The sequence below is a fragment of the Thalassospira profundimaris genome (genome assembly GCF_003326755.1).
Taxonomy (GTDB): Bacteria; Pseudomonadota; Alphaproteobacteria; order Rhodospirillales; family Thalassospiraceae; genus Thalassospira; species Thalassospira profundimaris_B.
This window is the reverse complement of record NZ_JPWH01000011.1, coordinates 73,569-96,697: the sequence shown is the minus strand read 5'-3', so window position 1 is coordinate 96,697 and position 23,129 is coordinate 73,569. Positions and strand designations below refer to the sequence as shown.

16 protein-coding genes are annotated in these 23,129 nt (G+C 57.6%); 9 read left to right on the top strand and 7 right to left on the bottom strand.

The genetic code is table 11. The features are described from left to right. Window positions 1–35: 35 nt before the first annotated feature. Window positions 36–974 (bottom strand): AraC-like ligand-binding domain-containing protein, encoded by a 939-nt coding sequence (locus TH25_RS14010; protein WP_114089040.1) that lies wholly within the window; start codon window positions 972–974, stop codon window positions 36–38. A gap of 228 nt (window positions 975–1,202) precedes the next feature. On the opposite strand from TH25_RS14010, the gene TH25_RS14005 reads away from it, so the two are divergent. Further along, window positions 1,203–2,102 carry an alpha/beta hydrolase gene (locus TH25_RS14005; RefSeq protein ID WP_114089039.1) on the top strand — a complete coding sequence of 300 codons (900 nt, stop codon included), beginning with the start codon at window positions 1,203–1,205 and terminating at the stop codon, window positions 2,100–2,102. Between the two features lie 166 nt (window positions 2,103–2,268). Continuing rightward, complete coding sequence (locus TH25_RS14000) at window positions 2,269–3,603, top strand: O-antigen ligase family protein (protein ID WP_114089038.1); 1,335 nt, start codon at window positions 2,269–2,271, stop codon at window positions 3,601–3,603. On the opposite strand, the gene TH25_RS13995 is transcribed toward TH25_RS14000, so the two are convergent. The 3 genes from TH25_RS13995 to TH25_RS13985 all read right to left on the bottom strand — a co-directional run bounded on the left by TH25_RS13995 (window position 3,512) and on the right by TH25_RS13985 (window position 8,027). Continuing rightward, complete coding sequence (locus tag TH25_RS13995; protein WP_114089037.1) at window positions 3,512–4,024, bottom strand: hypothetical protein; 513 nt, start codon at window positions 4,022–4,024, stop codon at window positions 3,512–3,514. The two genes, TH25_RS14000 and TH25_RS13995, sit on opposite strands and share 92 nt — an antisense overlap. Before the next feature lie 50 nt (window positions 4,025–4,074). Continuing rightward, window positions 4,075–6,366 carry a GumC family protein gene (locus TH25_RS13990; protein WP_147253024.1) on the bottom strand — a complete coding sequence of 764 codons (2,292 nt, stop codon included), beginning with the start codon at window positions 6,364–6,366 and terminating at the stop codon, window positions 4,075–4,077. Between the two features lie 68 nt (window positions 6,367–6,434). After that, window positions 6,435–8,027: a WecB/TagA/CpsF family glycosyltransferase gene (locus TH25_RS13985; protein ID WP_114089035.1), complete on the bottom strand. Its 1,593-nt coding sequence runs from the start codon at window positions 8,025–8,027 to the stop codon at window positions 6,435–6,437. 89 nt (window positions 8,028–8,116) lie between these two features. Between TH25_RS13985 and TH25_RS13980 the strand changes: the two genes are divergently transcribed. The 6 genes from TH25_RS13980 (at window position 8,117) to TH25_RS13960 (ending at window position 15,927) form a co-directional block, all read left to right on the top strand. Then, window positions 8,117–9,241, top strand: a complete 1,125-nt coding sequence (locus TH25_RS13980; RefSeq protein WP_114089034.1) for a glycosyltransferase family 4 protein — start codon at window positions 8,117–8,119, stop codon at window positions 9,239–9,241. Between the two features lie 142 nt (window positions 9,242–9,383). Continuing rightward, window positions 9,384–10,586 (top strand): glycosyltransferase family 4 protein, encoded by a 1,203-nt coding sequence (locus TH25_RS13975; protein ID WP_114089033.1) that lies wholly within the window; start codon window positions 9,384–9,386, stop codon window positions 10,584–10,586. Continuing rightward, on the top strand, window positions 10,579–11,745 hold the full coding sequence (locus TH25_RS13970) for a hypothetical protein (protein ID WP_114089032.1): 1,167 nt from the start codon (window positions 10,579–10,581) through the stop codon (window positions 11,743–11,745). Before TH25_RS13975 ends, TH25_RS13970 begins: the two co-directional genes overlap by 8 nt. Continuing rightward, window positions 11,733–12,476, top strand: a complete 744-nt coding sequence (locus TH25_RS13965; RefSeq protein WP_114089031.1) for a hypothetical protein — start codon at window positions 11,733–11,735, stop codon at window positions 12,474–12,476. The genes TH25_RS13970 and TH25_RS13965 overlap by 13 nt, the downstream gene beginning before the upstream one ends. Then, complete coding sequence (locus TH25_RS24935; RefSeq protein ID WP_181847619.1) at window positions 12,461–14,020, top strand: hypothetical protein; 1,560 nt, start codon at window positions 12,461–12,463, stop codon at window positions 14,018–14,020. Before TH25_RS13965 ends, TH25_RS24935 begins: the two co-directional genes overlap by 16 nt. Beyond that, window positions 14,017–15,927 (top strand): glycosyltransferase, encoded by a 1,911-nt coding sequence (locus TH25_RS13960; protein ID WP_181847617.1) that lies wholly within the window; start codon window positions 14,017–14,019, stop codon window positions 15,925–15,927. The genes TH25_RS24935 and TH25_RS13960 overlap by 4 nt, the downstream gene beginning before the upstream one ends. Before the next feature lie 7 nt (window positions 15,928–15,934). Here the strand turns inward: TH25_RS13960 and TH25_RS13955 are convergent, their stop codons facing one another. The 3 genes from TH25_RS13955 to leuS form a co-directional block, all read right to left on the bottom strand. Then, complete coding sequence (locus TH25_RS13955) at window positions 15,935–17,224, bottom strand: nucleotide sugar dehydrogenase (RefSeq protein ID WP_114089029.1); 1,290 nt, start codon at window positions 17,222–17,224, stop codon at window positions 15,935–15,937. Between the two features lie 97 nt (window positions 17,225–17,321). Beyond that, window positions 17,322–18,782 carry a TrkH family potassium uptake protein gene (locus tag TH25_RS13950; RefSeq protein WP_258549156.1) on the bottom strand — a complete coding sequence of 487 codons (1,461 nt, stop codon included), beginning with the start codon at window positions 18,780–18,782 and terminating at the stop codon, window positions 17,322–17,324. 265 nt (window positions 18,783–19,047) lie between these two features. Further along, a complete protein-coding gene (leuS, locus tag TH25_RS13945; RefSeq protein ID WP_473243026.1) occupies window positions 19,048–22,065 on the bottom strand; it encodes a leucine--tRNA ligase in 3,018 nt (1,005 codons plus the stop codon). A 310-nt stretch (window positions 22,066–22,375) separates the two neighbouring features. Here leuS and TH25_RS13940 point away from each other — a divergent pair, with 310 nt between their 5' ends. Next, window positions 22,376–23,065, top strand: a complete 690-nt coding sequence (locus TH25_RS13940) for a DUF5610 domain-containing protein (RefSeq protein WP_114089027.1) — start codon at window positions 22,376–22,378, stop codon at window positions 23,063–23,065. Window positions 23,066–23,129 lie beyond the last annotated feature (64 nt).

Here is a 23,129-nt window from a genome sequence, read left to right as displayed (position 1 = left end):
ACATCATGCCGGAAACCGCCATAAAATTTCCAGCATCATTTCTGGCGCAATGTCTTGGGCGTTATACCGAATTCGGCCCGAAAGGCACGACTGAAATGCGCCGCATCGTTAAAACCCCAGCGAAAGGCAATTTCGGTGATGGTATGGCGGCATTGCGGCCGGGAAATATCGGCATAGCAGCGTCGCAACCGCTCCCGCCGCATGAAATTGCAACAACTGTCGTTATTTTGTGCAAAAACCGAATGCAAATAGCGCAGCGAAACGCCATGCGCCGTCGCCACCTTTGCCGGATCCAGTTGGCTGTCTTCCAGATTATTTTGAATGAAGCGGCAAAAGGCAGCAAAATGCCTCTGATGAGCTGCCGAAAGGGGTGCCGGTTCGTACCGGGTGGTCAATGTGGCCATCAACAGGCTTAGAATCGGTTGCATCACCGCTTGGGCCTCGCCTGCGTCAATCCGGGTGAAGTCCCGCGCCAGCCGCCGCAGGGCCTCGGCCGAAATGCCACTGACGGCGTCTGAATTTTTCACCACCGTGCCTGCCAGCCTTTCAACATCCCATTCCAGATGCCGGGCGCGAAATTTGGGAATAAGCAGCGTCAACTTGTGCAAGGGGCTTGTAACGCGAAAATCCATTTCGCGTTCGCTGTCCCACAAAACAAAATCCCCCGCCGACAGGTGCGCTTCGCGGTCTCCCTGCCGGATCAGCTCGTGGCCGCTCAACTCAAAAAGCACGCCAAAATAGGCATCGTCACTGCGGCGCAGTTCGGGCTTGCGGCGTGATCCCTCGCACGGGTCACAATGGCATTCCACCACCCGAATACCATCAAGGACGCGTTCGCGAATATCGGCATGAAACCCGTCTTCCCCGGAACCTAGCAGATCCCAGTCCAGATGGGTGCTGCTTAGGGCATGACGCCAGGCCTCGAATTGCGCCGGGCCCAAATGACATTGCGTAGACCAGGTATTGGTTTCCATTTCCTGTTTCCTCCCCGATAGGTTCTGCGACGCAGGCTTGTGCACAGAAGATCAAATCCCGCTGCAGTGGCAGACAAGACCGAACCGCGCATTGGAAGGATTATAGCATATTCCGCCATCTCGCCCGCACATAGAGTTCGGGCGCGCGGGATAATTTGGCACATACCGGATAAGGGCACCCAAGACCCTGAAAAAACCCGTCATCATCGTAACGGAGGAAGCACAAAAATGCGCAAGGATATCGAATTTCAAACGGAAGATGGCGTTACACTGCGAGGCTGGCACTATATCCCCGATGGCGCAAGTGGCCCCGTGCCCACCATCGTCATGGCGCACGGTTTTTCGGCAGTAAAGGAAATGTATCTGGACCGTTTTGCCGAAGCCTTTGCCGCCGCCGGGATGGCGGGAATTGTGTTTGACAACCGCAATTTCGGGGCCAGTGACGGCGAACCGCGCTATGAAATTGATCCGTGGCAGCAGGTGCGTGATTATCGCGATGCCATCACCTGGGCCGAAACCCTGCCCGAAACCGATGCCGGGCGCATCGGTATTTGGGGGTCAAGTTACAGCGGCGGTCATGTGATGGTGGTGGGTGCGCTGGACCGGCGGGTAAAATGCGTGGTTGCCCAGGTGCCCCTTGCCAGCGGGCACCGCAATGCGCGCCGCCTTATCCGGGCGGATTATCTGGCCGGGGTCCAGGAAATGTTTAACGAGGATCGCCGTGCACGCATGAAAGGCGAAAAACCGGCCATGATCCCCGTGGTTGCCGAAGATCCGGCCTCCCCCTCCGCCCTGCCCACACCCGATAGCTGGACCTGGTTTACCGAAACCGGCAAATCCCGCGCGCCATCCTGGCACAACGAAGTGACATTACGCTCGGTGGAGATGTTCACCGAATATGAACCCATCAGCTATGCCAAATATGTCAGCCCGACACCGATGATGATTGTCGTGGCCCTGGGCGATGTGCTCACGGTTTCCGATCTGGCACTGGAAGCCTATGAAGAGGCGCTTGGTCCTAAACGGCTGGTCACATTGAATGGCGGCCATTTCGATGCCTATACCGCTGATTTCGAGGCTTCATCCGGTCCGGCCATCGCCTGGTTCCGCGACCATCTGGGCCTGTAATTCGCCTGATTGCCAACAAGATCGCCCCGGATGACAAAAACCGGGGCAGGAAAAAAAACGCCGCGCGGCCCTTGCACCGCGCGGCGAACCGAAATCATAAAAAATGACTGCCCTACAAAAAACGGTTTAAGTTCACGAAATATATTATCAGGGAGCACATCCCCTTATGCCTGCCAATATTGCCCGCCAGACCCTGATATTCGAGGTCTTTGCCGCCCCTTTGCTTTTGGGTGGCGCGCGTCCCTGGGCGCTGGCAATACTGGCCCTTCCCGTGGCAATTGCCCTGCTGTTTTATATCGTTGCGCAACAAAAAAAAGGGACCGTTAACCCCGCTGACACCGGAGGCATCCTGCGTACTTTTGGCCTGGCACTCGTCATTGCCTGGGGGTGGCTGGTTCTCCAAGCCCTGCCCGTCTGGCCGGAAATGCTCACATTCCCGTTTAACGGCCACAGCCTCGACCTGGCGCCGGCACATCTGCCCAATACGCTGCTTTATCTGTTATGGCTGGCGGGTATTCCCCTTTTATGTATCTGGCAAACCGACCCCGTCGCAGAAATTGCCCTTCTTTGCAAGGCGCTGGTAGCAAGTGCCGTGCTGCAAGCCATGATCGCCATCATTGCCCAACAGGCCGGTATGCCGACAACAATCTGGTTTATCAAAACCGCACATATCAACGATTTCACCGGTACCTTTGCCAATCGCAATGCCTTTTGCGGTTTTATGGCAAGCGGCTTTTTCGCCTGCCTTTATTTATGGCAACGTTCCCCCGGCACGATTGGCAAAAAAATCGATCGTCACGGTGGCTGGCTTGCCCTTGCGATTTTGCTGTTTGCCACCGCCCTTGGCAGCCATTCACGGGCGGGGATTGTCGCCCTGATGGCCGGAACATTCATGTTCGTGCTAACCGCATCCAGACAATCCGGTCACGAGCCCCCCTATCGCCGTTATCTGATGGCGGTTGGCACCCTGCTTCCCATGATGACCGCCCTGCTGCTCGCCCCCAGCATGCTAACCCGCTTTGCCGAACTGGCCCGGCCCGACTGGTTGCAACGCGATGATGTATGGCAAAGCGCGTTTGGCGCAATCCTGATGCGCCCCTTTACCGGTTACGGCCCCAATGGCATCGCTCCGGTCCTGCAATATGTTGCAACAGAGGGCATGAATGATACCGTGCGCTGGGTCAGCACGCATAATTTATGGCTTGATATGGCGCTGACGCTGGGGGTACCGGTATTTTTGTGTGTTATCTTTCTTCTGGGTATCGGTGTCATTGGCCTTTATCGCCGTGCATCATCAGGGGCCTCCAGGCCCAAACACGCCCTGTTTGCCGCCGTTCTAACCGCATTTCTGGTGCAATCCTGTTTTGATGGCTTAACCAGCCAACCAGCCCTTATGTTACCGTTGCTGATCATGGCGGGCTGTCTGGCAGCCCTTCCCGCGGTGGCACCTGACCGGCAAAAGTCGGCAAAGATCCCCCCGGCTGTGCGGCAGCGGCACTGATCATCTGTGCCAGCATCCTTTCGGCCCGGCGCAACAGCACCGGATTGTTCCCGGCACGGCTCATTACCTTGCGTATGTCACGGGTGATTGCGGCCCGTTTTTCAGCCGTCAGCCCGCCGATGCTCCGCAGCCGCATCATCCGGCCGTAAATCACCTGTAATTCGACAGAAACATCATTGGGATAAAGATGTTGCAACGTCTTCAACGCACGACTGGCCGTTACAAAATCCTGCCGTGCCAGCGCCTGATTAATCCTTTGCCGCAAGGTTTCCGGGACAATCCCGTCCCCCGCCTTCAGCGCGGCTTGCCGGTTTGGGGCATCCATAAAGGCCCGCGCATCCTGCCATAACCGATGCCCCGAAAGGCCCAACAGGACAAGCGTAAAACCTAAAAGGACGCAGCCCCCGGCGCGACGGCGCATTGGATGACGCCCACAAGCTGGCGTTTTGGCGGCTGCTGTTTTCCCGTCCCTCATGATGCTTTGCGCCGTTTTTTACTGCCATAATAGGCCCCGCGCCGCGACACGCCGCTAAAGACGATCCCGTCCGCCGCACATCCTGCCTGTGCCAGGCGGTTCGCGGCATCACTAATGTCTTCCCGGTGGCTTTTGCCTGCCCGCAATAGCAGCAATCTGTCGTCGGCCACGCGCATCAGCCAGATGGCATCGGCAACAGACAGAACCGGCGGCGCATCAATGACGATAAAATCATAGCGCGTTTTTAAATCGACGATCAACGGACCCAGTTTTTCCGCCATCAATTGCCCGGCCAGCGCCGATGCCACGGCATCTTCAGCGCCGAGAAAATCATATTCCGGTACCGGCTCACTGCCCGGCAAATCTCTGTCACGCAGCCTTAAAACCGCGTCCTCCACCCCGCAATCCCCCTGCAACACCCCTTGCAAGTTCCGCAATGAAGGGGGGATGCTCGCATGGGTAAAATCACCCTCATCCTGCGCCGGCTGTTTTGTCATCAAACTGGCAAACCCCTGGTCCATCAGGCGGGTCGGGCGACGTAAATCACCATCCAGTAATAAAACCCGATGCCTGTTGCGGGCAAACCGGGCGGCAATTTTTCGCGCAAGGCGGCTTTTGCCATCGCCGGGCATGGGCGATGTCACACATATCACCCGCCCGGTCGCGGCCGGGTCAGTTGGCACGGTTGGGGCCTGTTCCATACGCGGTGTACGGCGCTCATGCCGCAAACGAATGATGGTTTGCAAATGGCCGATGGCCTCGTTTTCCTCGTCGGCGGCACGGCCTTGCGGGTCACGTTTTGTCATGCGCGGCAAAACGGCAAATATCGGCAATCCGGTCAGGGTTTCGGCATCCTGGGCACGGTGCAGGGCACGGTCCAAATAATCGCGCAAAATGGCCGCCGCAAGCGCCAGCAAAATCGCCACGGCACCGCCCAGAACGGCCAGGTGACGGCGCGACGGAAAAACCGGTTTGCCCGGTATTTCCGGGGCCTGCAAAATCTCCACATCCGGGCGCAGGGCGGCCAGTTGCGATTGCATCAGGCGCGCCCGGTCCGACAGGATGGCGACCTCACGTCCGGCATCCTCCAGGGCACGTTGCAATTGCACAAACGCCAACCGGTCCCGGTTATTGGCCGCCATTTCCGCCATGATGCGGCGATATTCCGCCTCATAACTGGCAAGGCGGGTTGCTGCTTCCCCGGCATCCCGGTTAATCGCCGCGATTTGCGCACTGATTGCGGTTTGCAAATCATCCTCTGCCTGGACAATTTGCGCCTGGTTGGCCTGTACCAGCGGGTGGCGCGGGCCATATCGGCGCGCAAGGTCCGCCGCCATGCCCCGCAATTGAGCCAGACGCAAATTCAGCTCGCGCACGGCATCATTATTGGCAATTTCCGGCAGGCGCATCAGGGCGGCAACATCGCCATTGGCCCGTGCCACCGCCTGCTGGCGCGATTGCAGGGCTGCCAGGTCAATCCGGGCGGCTTCGCGTTGCTGGCGCAGGGTTTCAAGGCTGCCTGCCTTACTGTCATCCGCCCCGTTTTGCCCTGCCACACCCGCAAATCCCCCAAACGCAAGCGAATGGGCATCCTGCCAGTCCATCAGGGCCTGTTGCTGCTGTTGCTGGCGAATTATGGCCGCGTCGCGCTGGCGCAGGGTTTCGTCATATTGGTCGGCCAGTTTGCCGCGCAAATCATTTTGCCGTTTCCAGACATAACTGTTGATCACCGCATCAAGCATCTGGCGCGCCCGTGCCGGGTTACGGTCAAACAGGGAAACCTCGATCACGCGGGCATTATCAAGTTGCGCGGTTTTGATCTTGCCGCGCAAAATGGCAATGTCGCGGGCTTCGCGGACGGTTTCAATGCTTTCGCCAGGCGGAATAACCGGGGTTTTGGCCCTGTCCATACCCAGCCATTGGGCCAGTTTGGACGGTTCGGGGTCGAAATTCACCCCCTCGCCGCGCAAAACCGCACGGGCGGCCGATAATACCGCCGTACTGCGCAAAACTGCCATTTCGGTATCAATATCCGAAATCTGAAAAATCGCCGGGGGCGCGGCACCGTTATCACTGTGCGCCAGCGGGGCCGGAGTTGCCGGCAAAAAACCAATTTGCGCCCGCGCCTGATAATCTGGCTGCCATAACGGTACCAGGGCGGCCACCAGCCCCAAAAGCAGCGCCAAAACCAGCAATACCACGCCGCGTCGCCGCCAGATCACCGGCACCATATCCGCGAGCGTTACCGGCTGCCCGCCTGCCCTGTTCTGGGGGTCACGCTGCGTCATGGTATCCAATCAAAACTTAACATCATGCCGTCAAAAGATATTCCGGGAAGGCTGGAGACAGGTGGTCTTTAACGCGGGCTGGCATCGTCAGGCCACCAGCCCTCATTCCCGTTCGGATTTTGCACAACCGGCTTTTCCGGGTCAAAAGGGGCGGGCATGTCGCGGTCTCCCGGTTCCGGGGCGGCAAAAACCTGTGCCACCACACCGGGGCGGGCAAAAATGGCCGGTTCGGCAGGCCTGTTATTTTCCGGCACAACGGGCATAAGCGGCCTATAACGATCAAACCCGTCGCCCGCATTGCCAAATGCCGCCGCCGACAGGCCCGGCGCATAGTGATGGGCCAGCCGGGCCGGGTCCCCGCCCCCATCGCCATAGCGCAAAATGGCCACCAGCAAGGCATTGGCCAGCAGGCCCTGAATCCCGCCCATCAATGTTGCCGGTATGAATTGCTGCACCAGCAGGCTGGCAAAAACCTGCTCCAGCGTGGACAGGATGCGTACCAGAACAGGCGATGGCCCTGTTAGCGCATTTTGGGTATCTTCTGACGGACGGTCAAAAAAAGTCGCAAGAACGGATGTCAAAGTCGCCCCATCCATTGCCGGTAATAATCCGGGATGCGTGACATTCACCAGCCCTTCAAGAAAACCGGCCACCACGAGGGCAGCATCGGCCGTCAAATCCTGTTCATTTTGCGCGGGGACGGCGGTTTTATCGCTCTTGAGCGCGGCCAGAGCCCTGGCAAGGGACACCCCGTTACGATTTATCGCCTCCCGCCCGGCGGCAGGCATGGTTAAGCCGGTCGCGGAAGGGGCCTGGCGCGCCAGCCCCTGGCCCAGTGCCGTGCCCGCCCCCAACATGCCACTGATCAGCACAATCACGGTCAATATCCGCAGCAACCGCCCCTGCACCACCGGTCTTTTTGCCACAAGCTGCCTAGCCCACCAATGGCGCACCACCAGAAAACCAAACTGCCCCAACCCGCGCACATAGCGCCCGGTCATGCTGCGCGGGGCCTGTAATACCCGCCAAAACCATTCCAGCCCGGCCCTTTGCCAGCCCAAAGGCGCGCGTTTCACCGCCCCCGAAATCACATCAAATGCCCCGCCGACCCCAACCAGCAGGCAGGCACCACACGCATCGGCATAATCGGTGACAAAGCATTCCTTGCGCGGGCTGGGCAGGGCAACAAACACCACATCGGCCCCGCTTTGGCGCACCAGGGCGGCCATTTCGCCATCACTTTTACCATAGCCATCGCAAAATCCCGCAATGGTCAAACCGGGATAATCCCGGGTCAGATTGCGGGCCGTCTGCGCCACAATATCCGGCCGCGCACCCAGCAAAAAAACGGATGTGCCCTGCGCTGCCAGACCGGGCATCAGGTTGATCATCAAATCAATACCGGTCACGCGCCCGGCCAGGGAATAACCCAGCATTTTGGCCGCCCAGACAATGCCCATGCCATCGGCACTCAGGCAGTCGCACGATCGCAGTGCGCGGCCCAAAACCGGGTCTTTACGCCCCGCCACCAGCTTGATGGCGTTTAGCGAAATATGCCGCATCGAATTACCGGCCTTTAACCCGGCCAGAATATCGTCGCGCAACTGGTCCGACCCCCGCCGGTCCAGATGCAAATCAAAAAAGGTAGTTATCTTTGACAAGCAACCTGCCCCCAGTTCAGTTTGCTGTTAACCGCACATCAAGGATGGCATAACCTGTCAAAAAAACATCCTTATATTGAAAGATAAGCGTGAAAATTGCACTGATCAGCAATCTGATCCCGCCTTACCGGTATCATGCCCACCAGATACTTGCCTGGCGGGTAAAGGCCGATGGCGGTGCATTGCGCATTTTTCGCACCCATAAAAACGAACCCCAACGCAACTGGGCCGATCCATCAGGCCTGTTTTCGCAAGTCATCCTGCCGGGCATCCATGTGCCGCTTGGGGAAAACCGCAGCCTCGCCCTTACCGCATCGCCCGCGCCATCACTTGCGCAGTTTGAACCGGATATTGTGATCCTTGCCGGGTTTGGCAGTGCCATGTGGCAGGCCCATAAATGGTGCCGTAAATACAACATTCCCTATATCATCCGGTTTGACGGCTGGGCGGGCTCCGATGCGGTTTTTAAAAATCCGCTGCGCAATAAAATGCGCCGCGATATTCTGGCCCATGCCCATGCCGGTATGGCCGCCAGCATACCGGGGGCCAAATGGTTTGCCGCCAATGGCCTGAAGGCCGATCAAATTGCCATCATTCCAATTGCACCGTCCTTTACGCTGCCTGCAACAGACCTGCCCGTCTGGCAGCACCGCGCTTATGACCTGCTTTGGTGTGGCCGCCCGACAGCGGCAAAGGGGTTTGACCTGTTTCTAAAACTGGCCGCACAACTTGCGCAGAACCAAACTGTCACAACCATTGCCATCGCCGGAATCGCACCACAGGACCACGCCGCCGTGCAGGCCAAAATCACCCAGGCGGGAATTGCGGCCCTCTCAACGTTTATCCCCGTCGTCCCGCCCGGCGACCTGGCCCGCATCTATGGCAGCGCCAAACTGTTTGTACTGCCCTCATACAGCGATGCCTATGGCGTTGCCGTGATCGAGGCGATTGTGTGTGGCACAGTGGCAATGGCATCGGATCAAACCGGATGCGCCCATGATGTTTTGGTCAATGGCGAAACCATGCTGCCCCAACCAACATCCGCCGACCAACTTAATCGCTGGATCAACATATCAACACGCCTGCTGAAAAATCCGGCATTTCGCGCCCGTCATCTGGCACAACAGCAGGCCGCCATTGCCCGCAACACTGCCGACACCATTGCCGCGCAAACATTGCGTATCTGCCAGCAGGTCCTGGCGACGCAGCAATGAAATTTGCGTTCGGTTTGCTTTGCCACAACCCGGACTTGTCGGCTAAGGTTTGCAAATCGCAAGAAGCTGGAACCGGGGGGATCAGCATGCAATGGGGGCACCCGTTTAAGGTGGCATTTTGCCACCCGGGAAAGACGCCTGAATGACCGGCGATGTCTGGATGATTGGCCGGGTGGACCAGTTTGCCCTGCTGGCCGCCCATTTGGCCGGGCAGCGTCGCCTTGCCCGCTGGGACAGTTTTTGGCGGTATTCCTGCCCTTCTGAAAATCCGCGCCTCCTGCATGCCTGGCTTACCCGTCCATCTCGCCAGGTCGATGCCAGCCTTGCCGCCATTCCCGGCCGTCACCTCCTGCCGGACCTGTTGGGGAAATCCGCCCGATTACTGCGCCTGCCCGCCCACAACCTGGCATCCGACCTGCCTTTGTCCTGGCTTGCCGCACGCCACATGCCGCCCGGCGTACGCCTGTTGCACGGGCAGGGCAATTACAGCCTTCCCGCCCTGCAAAAGGCCCACCGGCACAAAATTCCAACCATCAGCGATGTAACAGGGCAGCTTGCACCAATCCGCGCCCGGCAATTGACCGGTGAATATCAGGCGCAAGGACAAAAATGGCGCGAGATTTCAGGCTTCCTCGCCCGCCGCCGCACTGCCGAGGCCCGATTTGCCAGCGCCGTTTTTGCCCCGTCCGTTACCGTGGCCGAAGGATTGCTTGAATGCGGTATTAAAGAAAACCGCATTCACATCATCCCGTTTGATGCCCCGCTGGCCCGCCAATGCCTGTTGCTGCAACGCCCCACCGCGCCAGAAAACCCAATACGCCTGCTTTATATCGGTGAATTATCGCTGGCAAAGGGCATTTCCGCCCTGTTGCAGGCGTTCAAAACACTGCGCGCCCAATATGGTGACGCCATCACCCTGACCCTGATTGGCAAGGCCCGAAGCTGTGCCGTCAGCTTAACCGCCAATCTGCCAAAAGGGGTGATTTGGCACGGGCCCATTCCCGCCAGCGACATTCCAGACGCCCTGAATGCAGCCGATATTTTTGTTTTTCCCAGCCTGTCAGAAGGGGCCAGCCTGGCCGTGCAGGAGGCAATGGCCGCATCTCTGCCCGTGATCTCCACCCATGATGCCGGAAGTGCGATTACAGATGGTCAAAACGGGCTGATCATTCCGCCGCGTGATCCGGGCGCGTTATGCGCCGCGATTACCCGGTTGATGCACGATACAGCCTTGCGCAATCGCCTTGGCACCGCCGCGAGTGCCACAATTGCCCGCCAACTCACGCAAGGCTATGGCAACCGGGTCTGTGCCGCCTATGATCGGGTGTTATCAGCGCATGGATAATGGCTTGGCCCGTGATAACCGACATGCCCCGCTGTGGCTGATTGCCAGCACCGTGCTCAACCGGGCGGGCGGATTGATCATTCTGCTTATTCTCGGCCACGGTTTTGCGCCCGATCTGCTGGCGCGCTATTTTGCCGCTCTGGTGGCGATTACTGTCGCCGTCAGCCTAACCCAGGCCGGATGCGGGCCATTATTGGTGCGGTTGGCGCAATATCGGCAATGGCAGTCCGTCGGTCTGATCGTAATGCTCCGACTCATCATTGCGGGCATTGCCATCGTGCTGATTGCGCCAAACCTTCCGCCCGTTGCCTGGCCGGTACTGATCATGCCGCTGGCCGCATCGCTGTCGCCAGACTGGTTCGTCACGGCCCGTTTGCAGTTTCACAAAATCCTGATCATCGGCGCATTGGGGCAGGCAGCGGGTATTGTGGTGGCACTTTATGCCACGACCTATGCCACAGCGCCCTTCTGGCTGTACGCCACTGCCCCGGCCATCAGTTTGACCAGCGGCATCGCATCCTTCTTTTTTGCCTTTGACAAACCAAGCCGCCCAGCGCCCCCGCCAACCAGCCACTTACCGGCCAGTATCTGGCCGCAACTGATTGGCTTTACCCTGCTGGTGGGCCTGCTGCCCAATATCGATATGGCCCTGCTGCCCGCCACATTGCCAACGACGGAACGCGATGCCCTGTTGCTGGTGCATCGGTTATTGCTGCTTGGTGCCGCGCTGATTAGCGCAATTTCCGGCGTGCTGTTTGCGCAAAACAGGCAGGATAAAATCCGCGACATTTGGTTGCTCCTGCCAGCACTGGGTATAAGTTTGGGCTTCATGCTGTTGCCGCACATCGCCTTAAACCTGCTCTTCGGGCATAGCGGGGAGGACGAAACCGCATTGTTACGCATGGCTGCCTTTTGGCCGCTGCTGCTTGCCCTTGTGTCGCGCCAGTTTCTGGTCTTGCAGGAACAATCCGGCCATTTTGTTACCGCCTGTTTTGCTGGCCTTGTCATTTTGGCCGGGGCGGCAGTGATCCCGCACTGCGAAAATGCGACGGCCATTATGCTGGCGATGAATATCAAGCTGGCGGTGCTGGCAATTACCCTTTATTGCGCCGGACGGGTTCACCCCGCCGCGACCGAGGCCGCCCCATGCCAGCATTAAGCGCAACAATCGAAAATAACCGCCTGATTGAAGGGCATTATGGCGCGATTACCTTTGGCCCGTGGGGGTTTGAGGCATCGGACCGGTACTCCTTTTTAACGCTTGATGATAACAGCCGCCACATCCGCCAAAGCGGGCAGGATTATCACTTTGCCAATGGGTGCTGGCGGCTGGATTACCAAACCCGCTTGGATGCGGCGGCAAAAACCATTCACATCCGCGCCTGTTTTACCGCGCAGACCAACAGCCCGCTTCAGGATACCGTGATCCGGCTGGTTTTTGATAAATCGGCGATTGATCACGGCATCATCGCCGGAAAGGCATTTACCCACAAAAACAGCGACAGATACCGCCTGCATCCGGTGCGCGAGGTCCAGTTAAAGGCCGGTGAAAACAACATCACGGTGACGCTGGATCACACCGACGGGGCCGGGCGTTTTGCCCCCTATATGTATCTGCGGGACCGTGATGATCACTGGATCATTCATGCCCGCCTGCTCCCCACCGCACCGATAGATGACATCTGGCTGCGCTGGGCCAACCGGTTTTTCACCCTGTCCTGCCCCCATGCCCTGGCCCGCGTGATTTGGCATATACCGGGCGGCAAGGCACTATTTTGGCGGTTGCGTGAAAAATGGGGACGTCATGCGCCGGAAATTCAGGCGGTGCCGCTTAATATCGTGCCAGCAGGCCAAAGCCTGATGCTGGAGGTGACATGTCATTTTCACTAGGGCGTTTTAACGCCATTGCCGCGAATGACAGCCACCCGTCGGCGCAAAGGCGGGCCCATCGGCTGGCCGTGCTGGTGGCGGATATTCTGGCACGCGATCAAACCACAACAGGCGATTTCCCCCGGCATGGGTTTTACGCCACCGCCTTTGCCCTTGCGCTTTGGCATAACCTTGACCCCGCCAAATATCACACCACCATCACCCGCGCGCTTGAGGCCCTGAAACAACAGGATGACGGGGCCAAATATCATCGTGAATTTATCGCATTTGCCCTGTCCCATACCCCGGCGCTAACAACCCGACAGCGCCGCACCATCCTGAAAGGCAAACCCTGGCAAAATGCGCGGGTTGGCAACTGGCTGATTTTGCGCATGTTGTGCCTGGAAAAGGGATCATTCCCCGCACGTTTTGCCGCCCGTTTGCTGTGGCGCATCATTGACCGGCACTTTCGCGATGGCCCGGCGTTTCTGGACCGGCGCGGATGTTTTTCCGCGCAGTATCATGCCTTTTGCGCCGCCCTGCTGGGTTTCAGCCTGCAACCGGCCTGCCAAAAGGCGGCCATCGCGGCAACGGACCTGATCGATCATATCACCCGACAAAGCGGCCATGCCAATATCGTCGGGCGCGGGGCCGGGCAAAGTTTTGGCATGGTCAGTGCCATTTACGCCCTGCTCAAGGCAGGCAAGGAAACCACAGCACAGATATTGCTCGACCGGATTGAACAAAGCCTGCTTTTGCACCAGACAATACCGCTTAATTTGCTGGCGGATCAGGACGGAAAAAACGCCCACACCAGCCCCGGCTGGTATAGCTATAACCGGTATTATGACTATCTGGCCTTTGCCGGTTTTTTCCTGCTATGTGCCGGTAAACTGCCGGAAAACAGGACTGTGCCAACACCTGACATACCCCAAAATGCGACGGCAACTTCCCGAATTTTCCGCCTCTATCACAGCCCGGCCTATTGTGCGCAAATGACCCTTGCGGGCCAAAGCCCCTATGACCTCACCCCGATGCCGGTCATTACATCGCCAAACGGCACCATCATCCTGCCGCCCTGTGGCGGCGAGCAGGATTTTATCAGTCCCTATAGCACCGCCAGCCTGCCCCTGCCCTGTTTGCCCGGCACCACGATATTTGCACAGCCCGATACCGCAACATATCAGGATGATACATATTTGCTGCCCTTTCTGCTTGGCCCGTGGCGCGGGCAGCGGGCAATTCATTTTACTGAACGCGCGATTTCCTGGACCGACCAGATTTTGCCGCCAGACCCGATTACAAAAAGCCGCGCCCCGGCATCGGCCCGCCTGTTTCGCCTGTTTATTCCACACGGTTTATGCGGGCACCAAATGGCAGAAAACCGGTTTTATTTTCCCGCCATCGGGCTGGAAATCACCGGCTCGGCCCCGCTGCATTTAACCCGCTCCAACCATTTTTCCGCCCTGGGCCGGGTGCACGTATTGTTTTGCCAAATGCCGCTTTCCCCGGAAACCGGATGCCGCGCAGAACTGACCCTGACCTGGCGGCAGGATCAGCCATGACACGATCCGGCAACGCATCATTGGCAGATGATGGCATCACAATCATCACCACCATCCATAACGGGCAGGTGCACTGGCCGGGTTATTTTGCCAATCTGGCGGAAATTTTGGCCCCCAATGATCATGCCGTAATCGTCGATGATGGCTCCGTCCCGGCAGTGTGTTTGCCGCAAACACTGGCGCATGATCCGCGCATTACCCTGTTAAGCCTGGGCAGAATGGGCCGGGGGGCCGCGTTAAACAGGGCGATTAAGGCAGCCCCCACCACAAATATCGCCATTCAGGATGTGGATGATCGCAGTCTGCCCGCACGACTATCGGCAATGCGTGATCTATTATCGCGCCATCCCGATCATCTGATATTTTGCGATGCCATGTCGCCATCGAATGGCAAAACCAGCAAGATGGGTAAAATCCGAATCCTCAAGGCAACACGGCTTTATCGCGGGAATCCCCTGCATCATTCCGCCCTGGCCTTTAACAAACGGCTCTGGCGCGATGCCGGGGGATATGACGAAACCCTTCCATGCTGCCTAGATCTTGATTTTTACCTGCGGGTGCTGGCGCAATCGGCGCATCAATCCCTTATTTTTTACGACCAACCCCTGATTGTGCGGCATAAGGGCGATGACCGGCACTATCAGGCCGTATCGGCACAAAACTATCATCGCACGGCGCTGATGGTGCGCAATCGTTACCGCGCCCGTCTGAAACCGCCGCTCTGGATGCGGGCCTATGATCTGCGCCATTACAGGCGGACATTGCAGGCATCGCGGGCACAAAACCGCGAAATACGCCAAACCGGCAAGCTACGCAAAAAACATATCCTCGCCCTGGTGCATTTGCCCCCACCCCTGCATGGCGCGGCCATCATGAACCAGCGGGCAATCAACGTGCTGGCACAGCATTACCGGGTTTCGGTGCATGAATTGCGCTTTTCGCACGACATTGCCACCATTGGCCGATCCTCTATCGCAAAATATGGACGGGCGATGTGGTATGGCGTGGTTCTGCTCTGGCGCATCCTGACCCAGCGGCCAGACCTTGTTTATGCCAGCTTCGCCCCCAATGGCCCGGCCTTTTGGCGCGACAGTTTTTATGCCCTGATGCTGCGCGCAATACGCCTGCCGATTGTGTTTCACCTGCATGGTCGCGGTCTTAAAACCCTGCGCGATACATCCTGGCTGGCCGGGTTTGTGCAAAAACGGGTTTTCAGGTACCAAACCGCGATCATCCTTGGCCCGGCTTTGATGCCCGAAATTGACGGGCTTGGCTGTCATCCTGCCGTGATTGCCAATTGTGCCGACACACCGGAAAAGTCCCGCAATCAGGTGCGCGAACACTCGCAACGCCCGTTACGCATCCTTTATCTTTCCAACCTGATCCGCAGCAAAGGCGTTGAAACGGTCATTAAAGCCGTTGGCATCGCCCGGCAAAGCCAGCCCGACTTGTATTTGGATATTGCCGGGGCCGAAGCGGACCTATCGGCAGCGGATGTAAATACCCTGCGCAAACAGGCCGGGCTTGAGACAAATAGCACCTATCACGGACCTGTGGGACACGATGAAAAGACAAGGCTGTTTGAGGCCTGTGACCTGTTTGTCTTTCCCAGCCGTTACGCCAACGAGGCGCAGCCGCTTGTGGTGCTGGAAGCACTGGCGCACGGGCTACCGGTTATTTGCAGCGATGCGGGCACGCTGGGCGATGTGATTACCGATGGTCAAAACGGCTATATTCTGCGCAATGCCAATGATGCAGACGAACTGGCCGGGTTGATTTTAAAACTGCATAACAACCCGGAGCTGCGGCTCAAAATGGCAAAGGCCGCCCACGAAACCTTCAGGGCGGCCTTTGATCCGGATATTTTTGAAAGCAGGTTAACCGCACTGTTTGAGCGGCTGCTATAAACGTGGATTACAAACGCCAAAGCTCTATGGCATCCGGGCGGTCATCACGCGGCAGCATGGCCCGCACATCGGCAACAAAGCCCTGACCACCGGCCAAAAGGCGCGTGACCAGATCCCATCCGCCCCTGACATATTCCTGATGCGAAACCGCCATCACAACCGCGTCCGCCGGTTTCAGATCGTCCATTGCCACAAGTTGCAGGCCATCAAATTCATGGGCGACTTCGGCAGCATCAGCCTTCGGGTCATGGACCTGCACGGTAATGCCCGCATCGCGCAATTCATCGATAATATCAATCACGCGGGTATTGCGAATATCGGGCACATTTTCCTTAAAGGTCAGGCCCAGTACGGTGACGGTCGGCTTGTTCATGCCGCCTTTGCGCATCAGGGCGCGAATCACCTTGTTGGCAACAACCTCGCCCATGCCATCATTAATACGGCGACCGGCCAGAATAACCTGCGGGTAATAGCCCAGTTCTTCGGCCTTGTGGGTCAGGTAATAGGGGTCCACCCCAATGCAGTGCCCGCCCACCAGACCGGGGGTAAAGCGCAGGAAGTTCCATTTGGTGCCTGCGGCGGCCAGAACATCGCTGGTATCAATACCGGCACGATCAAAAATCAGCGACAATTCATTCATCAGCGCAATGTTGAGGTCGCGCTGGGTGTTTTCAATCACCTTTGCCGCCTCGGCCGCCTTGATCGTCGGGGCCTTGTGGATACCGGCGGTCACGACACTGCCATAAACAGCGGCGACAATTTCAAGCGTTTCCGGCGTCTGGCCCGAAACAACCTTGGTAATGGTGGTAAAACGGTGTTCACGATCACCGGGATTGATGCGTTCGGGCGAATAGCCCACCGTAAAATCGGTACCCGCCTTCAGGCCCGATTGAGCTTCCAGGATCGGCACGCAAACATCTTCGGTCGCACCAGGGTAAACCGTGCTTTCATAAACCACGATATCACCCTTTTTCAGGATCGCCCCCACCGTTTTGGAGGCCGCACGCAAGGGCGACAAATCCGGCAGGTTGGCCTGGTCAATCGGGGTCGGTACCGTGACGATATGAAAATCGGCCCTGGCAAGGTCCTGGGCGTTATCGGTCAGCAACAGGTTGGCGGCCGCCAGTTCCGGTGCATCCACCTCGCCGGTGGCATCCTGCCCGGCACGCAATTGCGCAATACGGGCCTTGTTGATGTCAAACGCAATGGTTTCCCCATTGCTTGTCCCAAAGGCAACTGCAACGGGCAAACCGACATAGCCCAAACCGATAACCGAAACCTTGCGTCCGTGGCTCATGAAACTGACTTTCCGATATTCAAAAATGTGGCTGTACTTCTATCGACAGGAAAATACAGCGTCAATGCAGGACTGGCTTTGATCTGGCTCTTTTGCCTCAGTCGCGCCAGTAATCGGCGATGAACAGAACATAGACCGTCATCAGCTCCAACCGGCCCAGCAACATCGCCAGAATAAGGATCCATTTGGTGGGGTCGGAAAGCGCCTCGAAATTGCCGGACGGGCCGCCCAAAACGCCCAGCCCCGGCCCGGCATTTGCCATGCCCTGGGCTACAAGCGATATGGCCGACAGAAAATCCGGCCCGGTTGCCATAACCGCCAGCGAGAGGATGAGCAGCGTCATCATATAGATGAAAAAGAAATTGCGGACCCCCAGGATGGTCGGTTCATCCACCGCCCGCCCGGCATAACGGGTGAGTAAAATCTGATTGGGCCGCACCATCTGGCGCAACTGGCGCAACAGACCGGCACCCAGAATTTGCCAGCGGAAAACCTTGATACCCCCCGCGGTCGAGCCCGCACAGCCGCCAATCAGCATCAGCATAAACATCAAACCAATGGCAAAGCTGCCCCAGGCGCCAAAATCGCTGGTGGCAAAGCCGGTATCGGTCAGAACCGATGTGACGTTAAAGGCCGACACCCGCAAGGCATGCCAGACTGGCATGTGATTGTTGGTGACGTTCCAGGTTGTCATCAGTAAAATGGCGACCGTCAGGATACACAGAAAAACCAGAACCTGGCGTTCCTGAAAAAAGGCCCGGCTGCCCTTGGTAAATAAATGGGCATAAAAAATCAGCGGCAGGGCCCCGGCGGCCATAAAAACAATGCCGACCATTTCGATCCCGACGGAATTAAAATAACCAATCGAGGCATCCTTGGTCGAATAGCCGCCCGTGGCAATGGTTGCCATCGCATGATTGATGGCATCAAACGCCCCCATCCCGGCCAGATCATAACCAATGGCGCACAATACCGACAGCCCCACATAAACCGCCACCGTCAGGGCCGCCATTTGCACAACCCGCGCCACCGGCTTGCCGGAAATATCCGACGATTCGGTGCGGAAAAGCTGCATTCCGCCAACACGCAACATCGGCAGCAGCATCATCGCCATGACAACAATACCGACCCCGCCAATCCATTGCATCAGCGAGCGCCACAACAGCAACCCCGGTGCCATTGTATCAAGCCCGCTTAACACCGTGGAGCCCGTTGTGGTCAGGGCCGACATGGTTTCAAAATAGGCGTCGGTAAAACTGAGGCCCAAGGTGGAAAAATAAAGCGGCAGCGCGCCAAACAAACTGACCGAGACCCAGGCCGAAACCGTCAGCAAATATCCGGCCCGCGCATTCAGCCGGTCGGACAACCCCCGGCACGACAGGGCGAGCGACGCCCCAACAAAACAGCATGTGCCCGATGACCCGGCGAAGGCCCACCAATCGGAATTGGCAAGGCCAAGGTCCACCATCATCGGCACCACCATCGCACAGGCCAGAATGATGAGAAGCAATCCATTGACAAACAGGACAAAACGCACGGCACTGCCAGACGGTGTCATGAATTCTCCGGGGTTGCGATATGCGATACCGGCAGCCCCAGGGGCCAGCCTTTTTAAAATAGAGCCATCACATATCTAGAATAGCAACGGCCCGCCAGAACGGCCAGCCGGGGTATTTTGCACTGCAACAAGCCTAATAGGCCATATTACCGCAGATTAGAAGCAAATTAATTGAAAAACACAGGGCACCAGCCCCCGCAAACAAAAATGGCGCGTCCCGGAACCAACCGGCAAAACGCGCCATTTTCAAGATTCTGTGCCGGGCTTAGCCCTTCACCACGATATTGACCAGTTTCGGGGTCGGCTTGGCGACATAAATCAGCTTGACGATTTCCTTGCCGTCAATGTGGCGGGCCACATTTTCCTCGGCCTTGGCAAGGGCCTCGACCATCGCCTGGTCGGCATCGGCGGCCACCATGATCGTGCCACGCTTTTTGCCATTAACCTGAACCGGCACTTCAAATTCGTCATCCCTGGCCTTTTCCGCATCGAACACCGGCCAGTCAAACTTGATGACCGATTTGCGGCTGGCAAATTCATCCGGGGCCAGGGTGCTGGCCAGTTCCTCGCCCAGATGCGGGGCAAAGGGCGAAACCATCAGGTAAAGGGCGCGAATATGGTCTTCATGCACGGCCTTCTGCTTGCCCAGGGCATTGGTCAGTTCGATCAGGGCCGCCAGCGCGGTGTTAAGGCGCAGATTATCAATGTCACTGCCGACCTTTTCGATGGTCTTGTGCACCAGACTGTCGATTTTCGCATCCACCACATCGGTGCGTTCCGCCTGGGTTGCCAGTTTCCAGACATTGCCCAAAAAGCGCAACATGCCGACAATGGCATCGGACTGCCAGGGTTTGGAACTATCAAGCGGGCCCATATACATTTCATAGGCGCGGAAAGTATCGATCGTATATTGATCGCACACTTCCTCGGGCGGGATACCGTTTTTATAGCGCTTGCCCATCTTGCCCGGAACAGTGATCAGGGCTTCGCCCGTTTTGCTGTTAAAGGGCTGTTTTTTGCCATCCACATCGCGCATTTCGACATCGTGAATATCAACATATACACCGCGCGCGTCGGTATAGGCATCCGCCGTAATCATGCCCTGGTTAAACAGTTGCTGGAACGGTTCGGGCGTTTGCACGTGGCCCAGATCATACAGCACCTTGTGCCAGAAACGTGAATAGAGCAAATGCAGCACCGCATGTTCCGCCCCGCCGACATAAAGGTCCACCGCACCTGGCAACGGCTTGCCATTGTCATCCAGGGTTTTGGACCAGTAATCGGCGGCCTCGGGCGCGACAAAGGCATCGTCGTTATGGGCATCGAAATAGCGCAGGAAATACCAGCACGAGCCGGCCCAGTTGGGCATGGAATTGGCATCGCGCTTGAACGCACGCACCGGATATTCCACACCGTTATGAATAAAGGTCTCACCTGCCTGGGCATCCACCGGCAGAACCGACCCGTCATCAAGCACGATCCCGGCAACTTCCATCCATTCCGTGGCGCGGGCCAGCGGCGGCTGGGGTTCGGAATTCGGGTCCTCGTTCGATTGCGGGCGGAAATCGGTCATGTCGGGCAGCAAAACCGGCAGAGCGCTTTCGGCGACACCATGCACCTGGCCGGTCTCGATATCAAACAGCACCGGGAACGGCTCGCCCCAATAGCGCTGGCGCGAGAACAGCCAGTCACGCAGTTTGTATTGCGTGCGCCCCCGGCCAATACCGTTTTGTTCCAGCCATCCAATCATCCGGGTTTTGGCATCGGGCGTGGCAAGGCCGTTCAGCGAAACGCTGTCATTGGCGGAATTGATGGTTTCACCGGTTTCGGTATAGGCCGCAGCAAAGCTTTCGGGGGCTTCGACATATTTTGCCAGCAGCGCATCGCCTTCCAGACCGGCAAGTTCGGCCGGGGCGTTATCGTTTAGCCAGTTTTCGGTCGGGCGGGTGGTGGCCCTGATCGGCAGGTTGAATTTTTGGGCAAATTCAAAGTCGCGCTGGTCGCCCGAGGGCACCGCCATGATGGCGCCGGTGCCATAGCCCATCAGGACATAATCGGCAATCCAGACCGGGATTTTATCGCCCGTGACCGGGTTGGTGGCATAGGCTCCGATAAACACACCGGTTTTTTCGCGTTCGGCATCGTCCTTGGCTGAAACGGCCTTGACCTCGGCGGCCTGCTGGCGATAGGCGGCCACGGCGGCCTTGGCATCCTCAGCCACCAGGGCATCAACCAACGGATGTTCGGGGGCCAGCACCATATAGGTTGCGCCAAAAATAGTATCCGGGCGGGTGGTGTAAACGGCAATTTTGCTGTCCACGCCCGAAGATGTCTCCACCGGGAAATTAACCCGCGCGCCAACCGACCGGCCGATCCAGCTTTTTTGCATTTCAACAACGCCGTTCGGCCAGTTCAGACCTTCAAGGTCGGCCACCAGACGGTCGGCATAATCGGTAATGCGCAGCATCCACTGTTTAAGCGGGCGTTTGTAAACCGGGTAATCCCCACGTTCGGACTTGCCTTCGTTGGTGACTTCCTCGTTCGACAAAACCGTGCCGAGCATCGGGCACCAGTTAACCGGCACTTCATCGACATAGGCCAGACGGGCCCGGTCAATTGCCGCCCCGATGGCAGCCCCTTCGGCCTTGATACCATCGGCCAGGGTGCTGGCGGGCTGGGCAACGCCATCTTCATCCAGCAGCCATTCTCCGGCCTCGAGCAGCGGGCGCAGTTCGGCAATCGGGCGGGCACGACCAATGACAATATTGCCATCCGGGCCGGTCCATTCCATGAGCGGATCATAGAAACTGTTAAACAGCTGCAGGAAAATCCACTGCGTCCATTTATAATATTCCGGGTCGGTCGAGGCAAAACGGCGGTGCGGGTCGTGGCCCAGGCCGATCACCTCAAACTGGCGCAGCATGTTTTCAATATTGGCTTCGGTGGTGATGCGCGGATGCTGGCCGGTTTGAATGGCATATTGTTCGGCGGGCAGGCCAAAGGCATCAAAGCCCATCGAATGCAGCACGTTAAAGCCGCTCATGCGTTTGTAGCGCGCCTTGACATCGGTTGCGATATAGCCCAGCGGATGACCAATATGCAGCCCTACCCCGCTGGGGTAAGGGAACATATCCAGGATCACGCTTTTCTTTTTCGACGGGTCAAAATCCGCATCACCGGGATTGGGCGTGCGATAGGTATCGTTTTCCCGCCAGTATTCCTGCCAGCGTTTTTCAAACGACTGCGCGCTTTCCTGATAGTTTGCCACTGTAGGGTTTGCCACTGTCAAACTGCTCCTGCATCGGGTCAGGTCAAAGCGTGGAAAGTTTCGACACGTCCTGACCGGGTAAAATGGGTTAAACCCTGTTCAATAATCGGGCTTGGCCCAAGGTGCAATCCCCCATCGCATTTATAGGCATTAAATCCCGCTGATTCCGGCCACGTTCATTCTGCGGGCAGAGAAGCCCTGCGGGCCAAGCGCGGAATATCAACCTTTCGGCTAAGAACAAGCTGGATTTTTACCCAATAATATGCGATCTTACCAAGTTAAGATGTAGTGGAAATTCCCGCGCAAGATCGCAGGAGCTAGGGAAATGGACCTCCTTATTGGCGGCCAGACTGTTCAGGATAACCGGATATCAACACGTTCCGCCCAGGCCTATCTGCCGGGCGGCAATGCTGGTGCAAGCGGTAACGCAAGTTCGACGGGCGGAGACTCGGCGCGCAATGTGTTTGGCGATGCCACCAAAATTTCGCTATCGGGAAATTCGGTTCAGGCCTTAAGCACCGATCAGATCGTTGCGGCCATCAATGAAAATCTTTCTGGCTCCGGTCTGTCGATTCAGGGTGTCAACCCGGATGACTATACCCCCGAAGCTGTCGCTGACCGGATTTTAGGCCAGGTTTCCAACCTGATTACCGCCCGCGCCGATGATGGCGATGAAGCCCGGCAAATTCTGGCCGATGCCTCGCGCGGGATTGCCAAGGGCATTGATCAGGCCCGCGATATTCTGGAAGGCCTTGGCGCATTGAATGAAACGGTCAATGCCAGCATCAATGACACACAGCAGCGCCTGGATGATGGCCTGAAATCGCTTGATGCCCGCATAACCGAGCTTTTTGGCCCGCAAAAGGATGACGCCCGCGCTGCCGCCAACCCGCAGGGGGACGAGCAGGTGGTGCAAACACAGATTACCCAAACCGCACAGGCCAGCCAGTATTCGGCACAATCGGCCACCATGCAGGATCGGAACCGGCCGCAATTTGGCCTTCGCGCCGGTTGAAACCGGCATTCCTGCATACCCGTGCAGCAATCTGCCCCGGGGCCTTGCCCGCAGGTTGATTATT